The 17,360-nt window shown below is 58.2% G+C and carries 10 protein-coding genes; 4 read left to right on the top strand and 6 right to left on the bottom strand.

What is annotated here, in order from left to right; genetic code table 11:
* Positions 1 to 123: 123 nt before the first annotated feature.
* Together EC9_RS08180 and EC9_RS08175 are read left to right on the top strand one after the other, a co-directional pair.
* Positions 124 to 1,728, top strand: a complete 1,605-nt coding sequence (locus tag EC9_RS08180) for a prenyltransferase/squalene oxidase repeat-containing protein (RefSeq protein ID WP_246106020.1) — start codon at positions 124 to 126, stop codon at positions 1,726 to 1,728.
* Positions 1,729 to 1,786: 58 nt separating this feature from the next.
* Positions 1,787 to 2,494 carry a hypothetical protein gene (locus EC9_RS08175; RefSeq protein ID WP_145343945.1) on the top strand — a complete coding sequence of 236 codons (708 nt, stop codon included), beginning with the start codon at positions 1,787 to 1,789 and terminating at the stop codon, positions 2,492 to 2,494.
* Between the two features lie 124 nt (positions 2,495 to 2,618).
* On the opposite strand, the gene EC9_RS08170 is transcribed toward EC9_RS08175, so the two are convergent.
* Both EC9_RS08170 and EC9_RS08165 read right to left on the bottom strand, forming a co-directional pair.
* Complete coding sequence (locus tag EC9_RS08170) at positions 2,619 to 3,248, bottom strand: DUF3124 domain-containing protein (RefSeq protein ID WP_145343943.1); 630 nt, start codon at positions 3,246 to 3,248, stop codon at positions 2,619 to 2,621.
* Positions 3,232 to 4,086: a c-type cytochrome gene (locus EC9_RS08165; RefSeq protein ID WP_145343941.1), complete on the bottom strand. Its 855-nt coding sequence runs from the start codon at positions 4,084 to 4,086 to the stop codon at positions 3,232 to 3,234. Before EC9_RS08165 ends, EC9_RS08170 begins: the two co-directional genes overlap by 17 nt.
* A 646-nt stretch (positions 4,087 to 4,732) precedes the next feature.
* On the opposite strand from EC9_RS08165, the gene EC9_RS08160 reads away from it, so the two are divergent.
* Positions 4,733 to 6,007, top strand: a complete 1,275-nt coding sequence (locus EC9_RS08160) for a putative sensor domain DACNV-containing protein (RefSeq protein WP_145343939.1) — start codon at positions 4,733 to 4,735, stop codon at positions 6,005 to 6,007.
* A gap of 237 nt (positions 6,008 to 6,244) precedes the next feature.
* Positions 6,245 to 7,618 carry a glycerate kinase type-2 family protein gene (locus EC9_RS08155; RefSeq protein ID WP_145343938.1) on the top strand — a complete coding sequence of 458 codons (1,374 nt, stop codon included), beginning with the start codon at positions 6,245 to 6,247 and terminating at the stop codon, positions 7,616 to 7,618.
* A 1,641-nt stretch (positions 7,619 to 9,259) separates the two neighbouring features.
* Here EC9_RS08155 and EC9_RS08150 read toward each other — a convergent pair.
* The 4 genes from EC9_RS08150 to EC9_RS08135 all read right to left on the bottom strand — a co-directional run bounded on the left by EC9_RS08150 (position 9,260) and on the right by EC9_RS08135 (position 17,262).
* On the bottom strand, positions 9,260 to 11,539 hold the full coding sequence (locus EC9_RS08150) for a bifunctional SulP family inorganic anion transporter/carbonic anhydrase (RefSeq protein ID WP_145343936.1): 2,280 nt from the start codon (positions 11,537 to 11,539) through the stop codon (positions 9,260 to 9,262).
* Between the two features lie 447 nt (positions 11,540 to 11,986).
* Positions 11,987 to 13,969, bottom strand: a complete 1,983-nt coding sequence (locus tag EC9_RS26905) for a polysaccharide deacetylase family protein (protein WP_246106019.1) — start codon at positions 13,967 to 13,969, stop codon at positions 11,987 to 11,989.
* A 486-nt stretch (positions 13,970 to 14,455) separates the two neighbouring features.
* Complete coding sequence (locus tag EC9_RS08140; RefSeq protein WP_246106018.1) at positions 14,456 to 15,589, bottom strand: leucine-rich repeat domain-containing protein; 1,134 nt, start codon at positions 15,587 to 15,589, stop codon at positions 14,456 to 14,458.
* Between the two features lie 137 nt (positions 15,590 to 15,726).
* The gene (locus EC9_RS08135; protein ID WP_218934674.1) at positions 15,727 to 17,262 is read right to left on the bottom strand and encodes a DUF6798 domain-containing protein; all 1,536 of its coding nucleotides are present in this window, start codon (positions 17,260 to 17,262) and stop codon (positions 15,727 to 15,729) included.
* Positions 17,263 to 17,360 lie beyond the last annotated feature (98 nt).

The following is a 17,360-nucleotide window of genomic DNA, read 5'->3' as shown; positions in this document are numbered from 1 at the left end:
TTTCGCTCGGCAGGCTAAAATTGCATGCGTTGGAAGTGACATTCCTCAGTGAAAATCGCACTTGTAGGTTAGAGAGTCGATGCCCAGACCGATGCAAGGCGATGAAAGCCGAAGGGAAAACTAATGTCAGCGCCACTGCGTCCTTCCTTTACGACAGCGGGCATTCCGCCAAGCGTCGTTCCACCGCCACGCGATCGCTGGCGGACCGAACCGAACGAGCCGGCGGCCGACGTCGCTGTGCCGACATCGGTCTTCCGGCGGCTGTTCGATAAGATCCGCGACCTGCGGAAATTCGACTGGCGCACGATCGACTGGCGGTTGGAGAATACGCCCCCTTGGCTGATTAGCATGGTGCTGCACCTGAGCTTGCTGTTGGCGTTGGCTTTCATAACGCTAGCCGCCAGCGGCGGTGATCGCGCTCTGCTGACGTTGCGGCAAGGAGAATGGGAACCGCAAGCGGAGCTGGCTGAATTTGTGATCGAGCCGATCGCGCCGCTAGAATTGCCAATCGAAGCGGTCGCGGAGATTCAGCACGAACCCGACTTCGATTTCCACTCATTGCAAGTCGACCAGCCGACTGTCGAGACCGTCGCCATGGCCTCCAGCTCGCCGATGTTGGACCAATTGATCGCCAAAACGACTCCATCGGCTGACCTCACCACGCCGATCCGCACCGCGCACCCGGCGATGTTTGCAGGTCGCAGCGGACCGCTGAAAGCCGAACTGCTGAAGAAATACGGCGGAACCAAAGTAACAGAAGATGCTGTCGCTCTCGGATTGGCGTGGCTCAAACGCCAGCAATTACCTGGCGGTAACTGGAGCATGCGCGGACCTTATACGACGGGCAGTTTCAGCGAAAACGAAACTGCTGCGACGGCGATGGCGATGCTTGCATTCATGGGAGCAGGGAGCACGCATCGCAGCGGCCCTTACGAAAAGGAAGTCCTTCGCGCCGTCCACTGGCTGGTCAAGCAACAGGACCGCAGCGGGTTCATGGCCCACCGCGCCAACTCGCATGAGAAGATGTACGCCCAATCCCAAGCGATGATCGCTCTGTGCGAACTCTACGCGATGACCAAGGATTCATGGCTGCGTCCCTACGCGCAAGCCGCCTGCGATTTCGCCAAGGACTCGCAATCGCCCGCCGGCGGTTGGCGGTACCAACCGCGGACCGATTCGGACACTTCGGTGACCGGTTGGTTTCTGATGGGACTCAAAAGTGGCCAAACGGCGGGACTGGAGGTCGATCCGGACGTGTTGCTTCGCGTCGGCAAGTTCCTCGATACGGTCGGCGGCGGATACGACGAAGGGTATGCCTACATGCAGGGCGAGCGATCGTCGCCGACGATGACTGCCGTCGGTCTACTCTGCCGACAATACCTTGGCTGGCAGCGGAATCATCCAGCGATGTCGCGCGGCCTGATCACGTTGGAGGCGAATTATCCGATCGATCCGGGCCAACCCGATGTTTATTACTGGTATTATGCAACCCAGGCGATGCATCACTATGGCGGCCCACTGTGGGACGATTGGAACGCAAAACTGCGGGTCGATCTGCCGGCGATGCAAGACAAACAAGGGGCCGAACGTGGCAGTTGGCCACCGCAACGCGATGCCTGGGGACGGCTGGGCGGCCGTCTCTACACCACCTGTTTTGCGTTGTACAATCTCGAAGTCTACTACCGACACATGCCGCTCTATTCCCAGGACCAAACCGACGTCTGGTAAGCTGCCAGATGATCCGGTCGTTCCACTATTCACGCTTCTCTCATCTGCGGGACCTCTCATGTCGCATCAGCAACATCGTTGGATTTGCGCTGCGTTTGCCATCCTGGTTTCCGCCGCAGCGTCCCCGGCGATCGCCCAATCGGGAACGATTCCGCTTTCCGAATTGCCACCGCCCCCCGCACTGATCGCTGATCTGATCGATCGCGGCAACGTTCGCTTCGTCTACGGATGGGATACTCGCCCCGATGCGAAACTGCCCGATGTCGGCCGCCCTTTGGACGGGCTGACCGTCTACGAATTGAGCTACCAGTTTGAACATCATACGAGCATGAGAAACCGTAGATCGAATCCGCATGCTGTGACGCGGATCCGCTTAGGCGAATCGGGACTCCGCTGCAAACATACAGTTTGGTTCCGGGAAGCTCCCCAAATCGAAACGTTTTGGAGCAACCAACTGGTGCTGCACGAACTCGATCACGTCCTGATCTCCAGCGATCCACGACTCGCCTCACTCTTTCTGACTCAAGTGCAAGACCAGCCTTTGATCACACCGATCGAAGCTTCCAGCTATTCTTCCGCCGTTGCTGCGGAAGTGAATCGAGTCGCCAAGGAACATGTCGCGACGATCTATCGCAGCATCCTGTCGCTAGTCGACATTCGATACAGAGAACTCGATCGAGTAACCAATCACGGGGCAAGACCTATCCCCGCAGAACTGCAACTCCGTCTCAGCAACTCGCACCCCACCGCCCCGCAAGGTCAGTGAGAAGTGGAACGGTGACTCCGCCGCAGGTTCTTAGTCGCAGTTGCTTAATCAAGCTGTCGACATGCAAACTCAGAGAAGAGACTTTGTGAAGGAGTCACAAAGCCAGAGCCAAAACCTCCTCTTCCTACGACTCAGGCTGCTCCGACTCAGAGTTGCCGTTGTCGGGGCGTGTCTCTTCCAAAACCGTGGCTGACCGGACAAACGAGATCCCTTGAGCGTTGTTGGTGTCGATCATTACACTCTCGACCACAGGATGTGTGACGGGCTTGCCCGCTTTCCATTCCAAGATGAAACTCGCCCCGCTCCCGCCCGATTTATCTTTCTGCTCGATCACAAACTCGGTCGACGCCAGCGGAGCCAGACGCAGCGGCTTTTCTACCAGCGACCGCAACTCGTTTCCCGCGGTGTCGTAATATCGAACCGATGTGATCACGATCTCATGCGTCTGATCGGTGTTGCGTGCGGAGAGCGTCACGGTCAGCAACCGCGGATCGCCACCTTGTTGGTAGATATGCGAGTAGGCAGGAACGTAGAGGGTCTGGCCTTGGATCGGCGACCACGGCAGCGAATCCAAATCCATCCGCGCCTCGTCGCGCGCTCCCGGCTCGCGGAAGTGCAGATCGTCTTTGATCGAAGCAAACCGCAGCTCGACAAATATCGCCAACGCCACGATCGGCAGCACGACCGTCAAAAACACGATCAACTTGATTTGCCGGACCATTTTCCCCGCAGCTTTTTCAGTGATGTCCTTCATCGCTAACTCCGTTGTATTCGCCCCGCGCGTCAGCGGCGGGAAGATGTTTGCTTAATTCAAAGTGGGGACGCCGATGGCTGTTCACAAACGCTGCGATGTCAAATGACTCCGCCGCCGACAGGTAGGGATCGTCCAACGGCATCGCGACCTTCAACCATGCCGCCAACTTCGGCACACGGCTCAGACCCGCTCCATCATTGTACGAATCATCGCCCCAGACCGGAGGCCCGTCGTCCGAACCGAGCCCATTGTCGGCATGGCACGACGCACAATGATCGGCATACAAAACGGCGCCTCGCGATACGCTTGGCTGTTGTTCGTGGGCGTCCAATGCGGGAACGTGACGCGGCCCCAACGGCTTGTTTGGGTTCTGGCGGATCGGTTGATCGGTCGACAACCACGTGATGTAAGCGGTGATCGCCACCGAAACCTCGCTCCCCAACGGCGGCCGCGTTCCATTCTGGCTCCGCATAAAACAATTTAGAGACCGATCCTGCAACGTCACCACCCGCTGCTCGCGCGGCGACCAAGCGGGATAGGCGGTGGCGATCCCCAAAAAGCTAGCGGCTGTTGGATGCTGCCCCCCATCTAAATGACACGATGTGCAGTTCAAGGCGTTGCCGACGTAGGGCTTCGACAGCGGATGTTCGCTCGTATTAAAAACGATCTCGCGGCCCAGCTCGATCACGCGTCCCAATTCCCCAGGGGGCAACTGGCGCGGTCCGCTAGCATGTTCCGGCGCATCCCCCGAAGGATTTGCACTCCGATCCCCCACCTCATCACCACTGGCTATCGAAACGACCATCATCGCCACACACATCCAACCGAGCCATCGCATCGCAGGCAAACCCTTATTCCGTGTCGTGTATTGTCTCACCCAAGTCGCGTGCTGCGAATCACCCAAACGTTTTTGATCTTCGTTGCACGCTCTCTATTTTGACCGCTGTTTGAGCAGGGCAACAGCCTAGGCAACGCAATCGCAGCCGCCATTCAGTGTTTCAACTTGAGGTATCAGCCGCCACGCGATAGCGTCCGGTTCATGTGGACAACCCCGCGCTAACGCGTGCCGGCGAATTCGCCTAAACACAAACATAGATTGGCCCTACACGCGATCCCCGCCACCAATCTTCGGGTGCGAGAATTGCCGATGCAAGCATTCCGCCGCCGGAACTTTGCCAGCGGTTTGGTGTTCAGTCGGGACAAACGTCCGCGACAACGCAAGCCAAGGGCGAATCAGTGTTTTCAACTCGAGGTATCAGCCGGCACGCGTTAGCGCGGCGTTGTCCAGGCGAACCAGACGCTAACGCGTGCCGGCTAATTCGCCGAAACACAACAACTGAATAGCCCTGAACGCAAGCCCCCTGCTGAAGGGCGATCGACGTTTGATACGATTGAAGGAACGGATTGCCACTCGACGTTTTGGTCCGCCGCGCCCCGCGCCGGCGATCGACACGTCGCCTATTCAAACAGCATCTGAGGAATTGATGACTTCGCTTGCGTCTTATCCCGCAGAGATCGCCGCGGCACTGCAACAGCGATGGACGGCAATGGAACTGCCAACCGACGCGCTCCCCGCCCCCGACGCTGTCGCTCAATTGGTCGACACGATGTACCAAGCGAGTCTGTTGCGAGAAGAGGGGAGTGGTGTGCGGTGCCGAATCATCGTCGCGCCGCCAGACGAATTTGCGGCGGAACTTTCCAGTGGTGCTAGCCAGCTGCATGTGCTGCGGTTTACCGAGCGCCGCGACTTCACGCCGCACCAATTGCGCAAACTTGCCGCCGCCGCCGGTTACTACCGCGCCCTGTTAGCTGTCGACCAGAACGCCGACGGCCAGCTTTCGATCTGGGGAATGGTGATCACAGGAACCGACTGGATCAACCGTGTCGAAGGGGAGCGTGTGCGCGAACTTTGGCTGCCCACGCGTCCGGTGATTCATTGTGTTGGACCCGGTCATCTGATCGTCGCCGCAGGTTACTCTCGAATCCTCGAATCCTCCGGCGGCAAACTGCTGACCGATGGGTTCGATCCGTTTCGATCCAGTTGGTTGTCGCATCAATTTCGTCAGGTGAGAACTTCGTTGATCGAAGAACTCTCCGCACTCGAAACCGATAGCACCAAGACGCGGATGTGCGATACGTTTGTCAAAGACATAGCGCAGAGTGTTGTCCGGCGGGTGCTGCATCTGGTTCGCACCCGCGGCCACGGCGGGATGCTCGTCTTTCTGCCCAACGGCTTGGACAATAACCCGTTGGTCGATCGCTGGTTCCGCTTTCGCGTTCGCTTCGAAGGGGACGATTCGACGCTGCGGTTCCGGCGTTTGATCCTGAACTTGATGCAACAGGGGCGGCAAGCGGGAGAAGCGCGAGGGCTGGAACAGGTGACGTGGGATGATTATCTGCAGATGCGACATGCCGAACTGGCGCAACTCGACGCCGCGCTGCTCGAATTTGGCCACTTCCTCGCCGATCTGATGAGTGCCGACGGATCGTTGGTCGTCGACCGCAGCTTCCGCCTTGTCGGCTTTGGAGCCGAGATCCTCGGCGACTCTCACGTCACCACGATCCACCGCGCGTTCGACCTGGAAGCGATCAACGCCGTCCCCGAACCAGCCGATTCGTCGGGCACGCGGCACCGATCGGCGTACCGATTGGTCAGCGGACTCCGCGAGGCGATCGCGGTTGTCGTCTCCCAAGATGGCGACGTCCGCTTCGTCGCTCACCACAAAGACAAACTCACCTACTGGCCCTACCTCCCCTAAGCGACGGCTGAACGAATCAGTTCCCCGATCGCACGATTCCGCCATCCCGCGTTTTAGAATGAGCCGCCCCGTGCGATGCAATCGCCGACGCTGGCGTCGGCAAAATAATCTGACCTATCTACGGGGTGAGACAACCGCAACGCGGCACACGCGGCTCTCGATCCGATACCATTGCCAATCGATAGCTTGCGATCAGCAGCCGGGACGAAACAGCAGACGAGATTGCAGAGGACTTTGATGACGACAGTTTCGGATTCATGGAAAACTTCCGCCGGCCAGGCGTACCAAATTTGGCAAGCGGGTGTCGACGCGGTGCTCGCCGATCGATTGGTTGCCGAAACAGTTTCCGTCGACGCGCAACAGCTAGTCTTCGACGACGAACCTTTCGACCTGAACGCCATCGGACGGATCGCGGTGGTGGGAGCTGGCAAAGCGGCCGCGGCGATGGCTGCCGGATTGGAGGCCGCGCTGGGCGATCAGCTCTGCCAAAGCAAGCAACTGCATGGCTGGATCAACATCCCCGACGGCACCCAGCGACCGCTGAAATCGATCCACGCCCATGTCGCCCGCCCGGCAGGAATCAACGAACCGACGCAGGCGGCAGCCGACGGGACCGCCAAGATCTTGCAGATCGTTGGCGATCTGAAGCCGAACGATTTATGTATCGCCCTGATCTCCGGCGGTGGATCGGCGCTGTTGACCGCTCCGCGCGCCGGGATCACGCTCGACGAAAAGATTTCCGTCACGCGGTGGCTCAGCGGTGCCGGAGCCAACATCGAACAAATGAACACCGTCCGCAAACAATTGAGCGACGTCAAAGGAGGCCGTTTACTGCGCGCATGCAAGGCGGCGAATCTGGTCACCCTGGTGATCAGCGACGTCTTAGGCGATCCGCTGGATACGATCGCCTCGGGACCAACCGTTGCCAATTCTTCGGCCGTGGCCGACGCCTTGGCCGTGCTGCAGCAATTTGATCCGCAGCAGCAATTGCCCGCATCGATCTACCGCGTGCTTTCGCAACCACGCCTCGTCCAAGAGGCTTCGTCGGGTTGCATGAACCATCTGCAGGTCATCGGCAACAATGCAGCCGCCGTAGACGGAGCGGGCATCCGCGCCGAACAGCTGGGATATTCGCACGCGATGCAATCGGCCAGGCAAAGCGAAGGGCAAGCCGAACAAGTCGGAGAGCATTTAGCCAAGATGGCCCTTTCGATGTTGCGGCAGCCCGGCCCCGATTGTCTGATCTCAGGCGGCGAACCGGTCGTCCAATTGGCTCCCCAAGCCGAGCGCGGTCGCGGCGGACGAAACCAACAACTTGTATTAGCTGCACTCGGCTGGTTGATCCAGCACGGGGAACTTACCCCAGCGGAGCGTGCTCGCCTAACGATCCTCTCCGGCGGGACCGATGGCGAAGACGGTCCAACCGATGCCGCCGGCGCCTTTTTTAACGCCGAGGTCTGGAACCGCGCCGAAGCCCAACAACTCGACTGGCAAGACCACCTCCGCCGCAACGACGCCTACACCTTCTTCAAAGCCTGCGGCGGCCTAATCCTCACCGGCCCAACCAACACCAACGTCTGCGACGTCCGCGTCGTCACGATCGCCAAGTAAAAGCTGGCACCCAACCGCGCCGCCGTCGCCCCACACAGTAGTTTAACCGCATGGGCAACGCCCCGCGCGTCCAACCAACCGCTAAGCCCCCCCTAGCATTCCGCAACACAAAAGAGCCCTGAAACCAACCTCCACCGCGCGGCCCGCTGGGCACGCGGTTAAACGAATTGTGGGATGACACACGATCGTTCTACGCACTGCCCATACTAGCACGAAGCGCAAGCGAGTGATTCGAATCGACGGTGCCCGCAATTTCACTCGCTTGCGCTTCGTGCTAGTAAAAGCACACAGCATTGGTCCCGACACCGTTTTACCTTCGCGGCTGTTCCCATATCGTCAATGCTCCGTGCCTCCGTGAGAGTTTTCCGGTTCCCAGCACGAGGTCTCTCACGGAGGCACGAAGGCACAGAGGGGCCGAAGAGGTCTCCATCCCAAACATTCATTCGATTGGCAACGCGCCGCTCGTCCAGGGCTCCAGCGCGGCCCGCTGGGCACGCGGTTAAACGAAATTGCGGATAACGCTGGATCGTTCTACGCGCTGCCCATACTAGCACGAAGCGCAAGCGAGTGATTCGAATCGACGTTCATGATTTCACTCGCTTGCGCGTCGTGCTAGTAAAAGCACACAGCATTGTTCCTGAGACCGTTTTAGCTTCGGGGCTGTTCCCAGCCCGTCTAATCTCCGTGACTTCGTGCCTCCGTGAGAGTCCTTCGGGTCCCAGTACGAGGCCTCTCACGGAGGCACGAAGACACAGAGGGACAGAATGAGGCACCTCTCCCAAAAACTCATTCGATTGGTAACGCGCCGCTCGTCCAGGGCTCCAGCGCGGCCCGCTGGGCACGCGGTTAAACGAAATTGTGGGATGACACACGATCGTTCTACGCGCTGCCCATACTAGCACGAAGCGCAAGCGAGTGATTCGAATCGACGCTCATGATTTCACTCGCTTGCGCGTCGTGCTAGTAGAAGCACACAGCATTGGTCCCGACACCGTTTTACCTTCGCGGCTGTTCACATATCGTCAATGCTCCGTGCCTTCGTGCCTCCGTGAGAGCCTTTCGGGTCCCAGTACGAGGCCTCTCACGGAGGCACGAAGACACAGAGGGGCCGAAGAGGTCTCCATCCCAAACATTCATTCGATTGGCAACGCGCCGCTCGTCCAGGGCTCTACCGCGCGGCCCGCTGGGCACGCGGTTAAACGAATTGTGGGATGACACTCAATCGTTCCAGTGCGGCGGAAATACTAGCACGAAGCGCAAGCGAGTGATTCGAATCGACGCTCATGATTTCACTCGCTCGCGCTTCGTGCTAGTAAAAGCACACAGCATTGGTCCTGACACCGTTTTACCTTCGCGGCTGTTCAAATATCGCCAAGCTCCGTGCCTTCGTGCCTCCGTGAGAGTCCACCATCAGGCCCCTCACGGAGGCTTGAAGGGGCAGGGCTGAATGGCACGTAGTTAGGCGTAACCAGTTGTGGCAAGACGATTTTGGTGCGGGTTTCTTGGAGTCCGCATGAGTTCAAACGACTTGGGCCTCATCTTGACCACTCTCTTTTATTGCCGTACCGACCGCCATCCTACGAGCTAATCGCGGCGTTTTTTCGGGACCAACGCTCAGTGCTGTCTGACGGTTTAGGGTTTCTACGTGGGGCTGGTCGAGACCGTGTCGGCGGTCAAAAACGAAACGACGCCCGTTTTCACATCGTACATCGCGCCGACGACTATTAGGTCGCCAGCATCGACGGCGCTGCGGATCGCGTGGCTGCGAGTCACGATTTCGCGAACCGTCCGCTCGACATTCTTCTTGGCAATCCGATCGACAAAATCATCCTTGGCTGCGGGTTGCATCGTCGCGACGCCTCGACATTCATCCCCTTCCACCGACTCTTGGATTTCAGAGACGATCGCATGCAGGTGCGGACGGCCGTTATCCTGGTCGGCATCTTTTTGTGCTTCCAAGAGGTTCACCGACGACGCGACGGCGCCGCATCGCGTGTGCCCCATGACGAGAATCAACTTGGCCCCCGCAACGGTAGCGGCGTATTCGAGACTACCCAGCGAATTGGTGCCGATGACATTTCCGGCCACACGGACGCTGAAGATGTCGCAGACGCCGAGATCGAAGACCAGCTCGGCTGGAACGCGTGAATCGATACAATTGAGAACTGCCGCAAGCGGGCTTTGCCCACCGGCGGTTGTGTCGATTGGCCGACCGTAGCCACGTGAAATTCGACGATCCGTATGAAACCGCTTGTTACCTTCGGCAAGGATTTCAAGCACTTGCGTTGGAGTCAGGCGATCTTGGACGGCTCCGGGTGAGAAGTCGGCGAACTGAGTTTCATCGGGCAGAGCGTACTTGTCTCGGAAACCTCGCAAGCGGACACTCACGCCGCGGGTCGGACCGGTTTCCTCTTTGAATTCCCGGATCAAACTCAAGACATCGGGATCAATGTAGTCGGACTCCGACGCGTCCAGAAGCATCTTCGACCCTGGCTTCGCTTGATTGAACATCGTGTCCAGTGCCGCACGATTCAGAAAGCTCACTTGATTCGCCAGTTCGACATGCACGACGTCGCCGTCGATGTGCGGCTCGACGACGCGACGAATCGGACGTCGCAAATTGCTGTTCAGAATAAATAGGACACTGACAGCCAACCCAATCAAAATTCCAATCAGCAGATCGCTGAAGATGATGGCGACGACGGTGATGATGAACGGTGCAAACTGATATCGGCCCTGTTTCCACATGTCGCTGAACAACTTGGGGCTCGCCAATTTCGACCCGGTGTAGATCAAGATGGCTGCCAGCGCCGCCAACGGAACCATGTTGAGATAGACGGGAAACAGCCCAACGCAAACCAGCAACAAAACACCGTGCAGGATTGCAGAGAGCTTGGAAGCCGCCCCCGCGTTGATGTTGACCGAACTGCGGACAACGACCGAGGTCACCGGGATACCACCGATGAATCCGGCAACCATATTTCCCACCCCTTGCGCCCACAACTCTCGGCTGCCGGGAGAATTGCGGCGACGCGGGTCCAGTTTATCTGCGGCTTCGAGATTGAGCAGCGTTTCCAAAGAGGCGACCATGGCAATGGTCACACCGGCCACATAGACCGCCGGATTCGCCCACTGAGAGAAGTCGGGGAACGTCAGAAAACTGCCAAACTCCGAGAGACTTTTGGCAATCGGAATCTGCACCAAGTGGCTTGTGTCAATCGACCATCCGCTGCCAAACCGCGACAACATGAACTGGAACGCCACCCCGACCAACACGACAACAAGCGGGGCGGGAATGCCTGAATTTTTGAGTACTTTCATTCGCGCCCAAAGCACCATCAACGCAAGCGATGAGAACCCGACAACGGCCGCACCGAAGTGCACCTCGCCCTGGAAGATCGTTGCGATCTCCGAAAAGGTATTTTCGTGGTCTGGCTGCGAAAACGACATCTCACCTTCGGGATCATTGTCGTGGCCAAGCAAGTGGGGAAGCTGCTTGAGAATCAGGATCACTCCGATCGCGGCCAACAGTCCTTTAATGACACTGGACGGGAAGAAGGCCGATAGCGCTCCCGCTTTGGCGATCCCAAGCCCGATCTGAATCACTCCACCGATAACGACAGCAAGCAACAACGCATCAAAGGCCCCCAGGTTTGCAATCTGCGCGGCGACCACGGCGGTCAGACCTGCCGCAGGACCACTCACGCTTGTATGCGAACCGCTCAGGGCGCCAACCACAATCCCGCCAACGATACCGGCGACAATTCCAGAAAACAGTGGCGCTCCGGAGGCCAGGGCGATGCCAAGACACAACGGCAAGGCGACGAGAAAAACAACTAACGATGCTGACAAATCTCGAAACACGTTGTTTGCCAGAGAGTTGCTTGCCGGTGATGTGGGATCGGGTGTGTTGTCCTTCATGGATTCCATCGTCTGTCCGTGTTAACGCCGTGTCGATTTATGTTGCCGCCGGAATAGCCACGGCGGATCTTCCCGTTTGTCCCAGCGGCGAAACGCACAGGCTGGAAACGTAAAAAGGTGTCGGACAGTTTTGCTGATCCGAACACCTTTTCGCTCCCCAGTTTAGCCGATCGACCGCATCTTAGTCTATAGAGTGCGCCGCTTCGAACAAATCACCGATCGTGAAAAAGCGTGCGAGACCCGATCGGCAAACGTTGCCTCGCGCTGTTCGATGCGGTGTGACTTTCGTTGTTGTGATCGCCAGCCCCATCACTCACGTTGACCACAGTCTGATTCTCGCGGATGCCACGGTGCTGGGCCATAACGCAGAAATAGCGTCCCGGCTGCCCACTGTTTCAGTCTTTGGCTGGTAGGACGCGCGGCAAACTCCGAAAGTCAAATCCGATGCTACGGAAGTTCGTCAAACGTGTAGAACCGTAGTCCCAGTTCATTCGCTTTGCGGAAGACGTGAGTGAGTGCTTCGGGAGTTACAAAATGGCCTCTGCCCGATTCGCTGATCCGGTGTGCGTATAACACGATGATTTCTCGGTTCTCCGCAGCCCGCTGAAGCGCTCCGTCAAGCTGTTCGTAAGTGCGGTCGGGACGCAATGGAGCATAGTCGATTCCCTTGCCGTACAGGGTCCCGTGTTCCCCGATCTCCGCAGCTGGAACAAAAAAGGCGTCGTCTTCGCGGAGTCGTTTGTCCGCAGCAATTCCTTTGCCCGTCCGCAGGTGCCGAAACACTTTCAGCAGCGCCGCGTCGGTCGCGGCGTTGTTGCGACTCATGGGGTACGCAAACGACACCGGCGCAACGCCGGCTGCCTTGAACGCTTTCATCTGCGGATCGATTTCGCGTTGCATAAACGCTTCCGACGATTTCGTCTCAAAGTACTCAACCGCTCTCAAGTGATTGACACTGTGAGATCCAATGGCATGTCCACGATCGGTGAGTTGCTGGATGGCTCGCCGCGCGGGGCCGTCAATCTCTCCACTGATGAAGAATGTCGCTTTGACGCCAAATTCATCGAACAACGGCAGAGCCTTCACCCAGTCGTTGAAGTTGCGGTCGTCGAAGGTCATCACAATCCCGCCTTCGGTTAACGTCGCGGGCGTGCGAACCGTAGGCGTCGTGTTGAGCACGGTTTTCAGCCTCGGAGTATCCAAGGTGCGAGTGATTTGAAAAACGCCAGCCGGACCGTTGGGATGGCCGGCATAGATGAACACGTGCTGCACGCCGCGTTTGACATCAACCACAGCTCCGGCCGGATGAAAGCCGTCAGCCGTTGAATAAAACGCTCCCTCTCTGGCCAGCAGGCGACATTCGCGTCGCCAATTCCCGGTCCCCCAAGCGTCTGGAGCCATGCTCCAGAGCCATAGTTCCATCCGATGCCGTTCGGATCGCACCATTTCGAATCGCTTCGTGACCGGATTGAAGCTGAAGTCGACCGTGTCGACCAGTCGTGGGTCTTTCAGATTGGTGTTCACGATCGTGGGTGGGCTGTTCGTTGACCAGTCCATTTGCTTGTGGGCTCGGACCTGTGTCTGGTCGCGGGTAACCGACAGGAAGCGGTCTTCGTGCATCAGGACCGACGGTTCGTACTGGGGAAACCCAACCTCCTGTTCTTCAACCGACCAGTTGGCTCCTCCATCTGCGGACGCCAGCGTCACCAATTTGTTGCTGAGCTTGTGGTATGTATTGGCTTCTCCGAACCAGTTGCCGAATGCCATCAGCCCGCGCTGGGGATGATCCAGAATTCGAGGCCCGAGGTTCACGATCTCGTGTGGAAAATTGTCGTCGCGTAACGCTTTCGGAAAATGTTTCCACGTGCGTCCCTGATCGTCGGATCGGAACACACCATGGTTATTGATGGCCACAACCGCTCCGTCGCGGGTTGTGCCAATCGCATGCAGATGAACCTTGTACCCAAGCGTTGACTTGTTGGTCTTGTCAAATTTGGCTCGGTGCGACAACGGCACAACGCCTCCCCGCAAACGATCTTCCGGAGCCATGCAATCGCGTAAGTCATATGGCGGCGACCATGTCTTTCCACCATCATCGCTTCGCAGCACAATGCCATAAGACATCTCCGGACTCGGGCTGCCCGCCCCCTTGGCCTTGTGACCTGGAATTCGGCGATGCATGACCACGATGGTCTCGCCGGTCATCGTCGCAATGGGCCAGCCCAGGTGATTGCAGTCACCTGCGGAATCCGTCGGCAGATGCACCGGCGCGATCTCCATCGCCCCCATCGCGTGAGCGTGCTGCAATTGGGTTGAGGCTTCCGCCGTGAGCGCAAGAAGTTCTTCAGGCGTTGGCGGCACGACGTCGTCTGCTTGGACGGACGTCATTAGAACAGTGGCGACCAGAAACCAAGAGAAAACTTGATGCATCACGATATCCTTCAGCATGAGCCGGATGTTGTTCAAAGACTGGCGGAGGTTTGCAATCGGATTGATCGCTTGGTCGCTGCTAACCACTCAGGCCAAACACTTTCAGCGCATTGTGTTGATACAAGCTTATCAGGCTTCCGCCTGCGAACGCCGGCCGACACCAGGGCCTGCGACGCACAGCCCTCTGGGCATGCGGTTAAACGAAATTTAGCGATGACGTTGGATCGTTTCAGTGCGGTGGCAATACTAGTACGAAGCGAACAGCATTGGTCCGGACACCGTTTTATCTTCTCGCGGCCGATCTCATTCCGTTTTTGCTCCGCGCCTTCGTGCCTCCGTGCCTCCGTGAGAGTCCTTAAGTTCCCAGCATAAGGCCTCTCACAGAACCAACAAGGCAATACGATAGACCACGCCTGAGCAATTCTCTGCGCGTCGAAGCAACCGCGAGATAGCATCTCACGGCTTAAGAAACTCAGCACGTTCGGATTATTGGTCGCCCAGATATCGCAGCTGGATATCGGTATTGGGCAGCGATGGCTTGAGCGCGTCGACGCCCTCTTGAGTGACTGCGGTCCGGGTAACCTTCAAGTCTTCGAGCGACTTGAGATTCTTCAACGGATCCAGCCCCGCATCGGTGATCAAGGTCGAACCGAGATGCAGAAATAAAAGCTTCGACATTCCGCTCAAGTACGGCATCCCCGCGTCGGTAAGACGCGTGTTGTCGAGGTTCAACCATTCCATATTCACGAGCGTATTGAGCGGTTCGATCCCCGCATCGGTCAGGTTCACACGCCACAGGTTCAGCTTCTTCAGCTTGGTCAATTCTCCCAGCGGCGGCATCGCGTCGTCCAAGATCTGCGAACATTCGCTGAGATCGAGTTCTTCCAGGTTGGTCAGTTTTGGCATGTCAGCCAATCCCGAGGCATCGATCTGGTTGCGGGCCAAACGAACCTTCTTCAGCTGAGGGAATTGAGCCAGTTTGGCGATCGCTTCGTTCCCGATCGTCGTTTCGGCGAGGTAGATCTCCTGCAGTTGTTGTAGCGGAGCCAACGCGTCGAGCCCATCTTCACTGACCCACAAGAAGTCGAGTGCCAGGACCTTCAGGTTCGGGATCTGAGCGACGTGAGCCATCCCGTCGTCGCCGACCGAACAATCGCCGCTCTTGCCCGACAGTCGCAGAGCTTTGAGTCGCCTGTGTCCGACCAAGTGTTCCAAACTGGAATCGTCGACCGCTGTATCGCGGAGATCCAGGTTCTCCAACGATTCGATCTGCGCCAACGTCGTCAAGGCTTCACCGGTGATCGGCGTTCCAAGCAGCAGCACCGAACGCAGCCGCGGCAGCTTGGTCAGCGGAGCCAGATCGGCGTCGGCGACCGACGTGCCACGATAATCGACTTCGATGATCAAACCATCGCCATCGCGGCGTACCTTTTCGGTCACGTTCATAATCGCCGCAACCGCTTCGGGATCGTCCTTCGGTGTCGGCGCAGGCTTCGGCTCCGCCGCGGCGGTCGCTGCCGCATCGGGCTCGCCGCCAGCGGAATCTGCCGCGGGTTTCGTGCTACACCCGGTCAGGGCCAGAATCAAAAGAAACGCGGAGGTGATGATCGAACGGTGCAAAACAGGTGTCTCCCAAGGCAGGGGGAAAGGCGGGATAAGGTGGGTATCGATGGGCAGTGTAACAGATCTTAATCATCCGCAAAGTAGCAAATTCATCGGCTGGCGGTTTGGATCTGCCCCATTGCTGGCCTGGATGGTCAGCGGGCTTCCACCACCTCGGGCAATCGGTAGACGCGATAGGTCGCGTTCTCTTCGCTGCCGGTCGGGTAGATCATCACCAGCGGAAGGTTTCCCGGACTCAACCGACGGTCGACGATCATGTATTCGGTTTTATAGCGCTCGCGAAATTCTCTCAGCTGGTCGTAGCGGATCGTCACCCGTGCACCGCCCAATCGCCGCGGAAAGATCTCCGCCATCCGCCGCTTCCACTCGATCAAGCTCGGCGCGTCTTGCGGGACGTCCTTCCAATTCACCACTTCGGCCCGCTCGGCAAACCATTTGAAGGTCTGTTGATGGCGAGGGCTCAGAAACACAGCATCCGGCGGCGTGTTGTCCCGCACCCAATCGCAAACCTTGCGCCAATCGGAATAGATCCGCATCTGATACTCTGGCGACCGGTGGTCACCAAAGCTGGTCAACGACTGTCGGCACGCATCGGGCATTACCGCCCGCTGACGCTCCAAAAACATTCTGCTGAAGACCAGCATACAGAAGACCGCCACAATCCCGGTTCGCAACGCAACTGCTCGAGAGACCTGGGGCCTCGCCAACGCTGCCGCCAGACACAAGCCAGCGGTCAGCGGAACAATCGAATCGGTCAATCGGAACCAATAGTAGCGAAGCAGACTGGCCGCCAGGTCGGGAGCGACCGCGGGCAACATCGCGACAAACATTCCCGCCACCGTGATCGAGACCGCACCGACAGCGAACCACAACAAAGGTCGCAGCACCGGATCGCGTCGCAGCGGCCAAGCCAGTCCAATCGTGATGGCGATCAGCAACAGATGACCGATGTAACGCCGCGGGGAAAAACTGGCTGGGTACAGATGATGCGAGATCCGTTGATAGGTGTAGATCGACGCCGCCTGCTTTGCATCGGCCGGGTCGACGCCTTGCATCGTCGCCATCCCAGGCGCCACGCCTAACATCGCGATCGCGCCGCCGATCACCAACGGAATCACCTGGCGTCGGACTTCGGCAAGCGTCCATGGCCGCGTCGCCAACAACGCGACCATCGCCGCGATGACCGACCAACCGCCGACCAGGACGTGGAACGCGCTGGCAGCACCCAACAAAGGCCAGACCATCCACCATCGCTGACGAACCATCGCCTCCATCGCAAACAGCACAAAACCGTAGGCAAAGACCTTCGCTTCGATCCCGCCAATTACCCACTCGCCCGCCAGATGCGCTTTTGCGATACCAACGATCCAGACTAGTCCGACCAACAAACTGGCATACCGCACCGGAGCGATCGACCACGACAATCGCTGCAACGCGCACGCGATCATCGTCCAACCAAGGACCCGGCCGATCCAAGCGGTGGCTGACAGCGACGTGAACTTGGTCAACCATCCAACGGTCAGGTAGAACATCAGATGGGCTTTGCCCGACGTGACAAACATGTCGCCGGCGCACCAAGCGGGATCCCAGTAGTTCTTCGCTTTCGTCAAATAATGCGCTTCGTTGATTCCCGGCGGCGGGTCGCCCGCGTGCACAAAAAACAACAACATCAACAGCGACACCTCCCACAACCGTCGTCCTATGGGCAGGCGGGGCGTTGCGAGTTCGGCCGTAGACGAATCGGTTGCGGCAGTTGAAATGACAGGCT

It is taken from the genome of Rosistilla ulvae, assembly GCF_007741475.1.
Taxonomy (GTDB): domain Bacteria; phylum Planctomycetota; class Planctomycetia; order Pirellulales; family Pirellulaceae; genus Rosistilla; species Rosistilla ulvae.
Note: the sequence above shows the minus strand (reverse complement) of the source record. Positions and strands in the feature narration are given on the sequence as shown.

Excerpts from the sequence above, each read along its gene's own strand:
- EC9_RS08180 (WP_246106020.1), top strand. The coding sequence starts at position 124 with ATGTCAGCGCCACTGCGTCCTTCCTTTACGACAGCGGGCATTCCGCCA.
- EC9_RS08175 (WP_145343945.1), top strand. The coding sequence starts at position 1,787 with ATGTCGCATCAGCAACATCGTTGGATTTGCGCTGCGTTTGCCATCCTG.
- EC9_RS08170 (WP_145343943.1), bottom strand. The coding sequence starts at position 3,248 with ATGAAGGACATCACTGAAAAAGCTGCGGGGAAAATGGTCCGGCAAATC.
- EC9_RS08165 (WP_145343941.1), bottom strand. The coding sequence starts at position 4,086 with ATGCGATGGCTCGGTTGGATGTGTGTGGCGATGATGGTCGTTTCGATA.
- EC9_RS08160 (WP_145343939.1), top strand. The coding sequence starts at position 4,733 with ATGACTTCGCTTGCGTCTTATCCCGCAGAGATCGCCGCGGCACTGCAA.
- EC9_RS08155 (WP_145343938.1), top strand. The coding sequence starts at position 6,245 with ATGACGACAGTTTCGGATTCATGGAAAACTTCCGCCGGCCAGGCGTAC.
- EC9_RS08150 (WP_145343936.1), bottom strand. The coding sequence starts at position 11,539 with ATGAAGGACAACACACCCGATCCCACATCACCGGCAAGCAACTCTCTG.
- EC9_RS26905 (WP_246106019.1), bottom strand. The coding sequence starts at position 13,969 with ATGCATCAAGTTTTCTCTTGGTTTCTGGTCGCCACTGTTCTAATGACG.
- EC9_RS08135 (WP_218934674.1), bottom strand. The coding sequence starts at position 17,262 with ATGTTGTTGTTTTTTGTGCACGCGGGCGACCCGCCGCCGGGAATCAAC.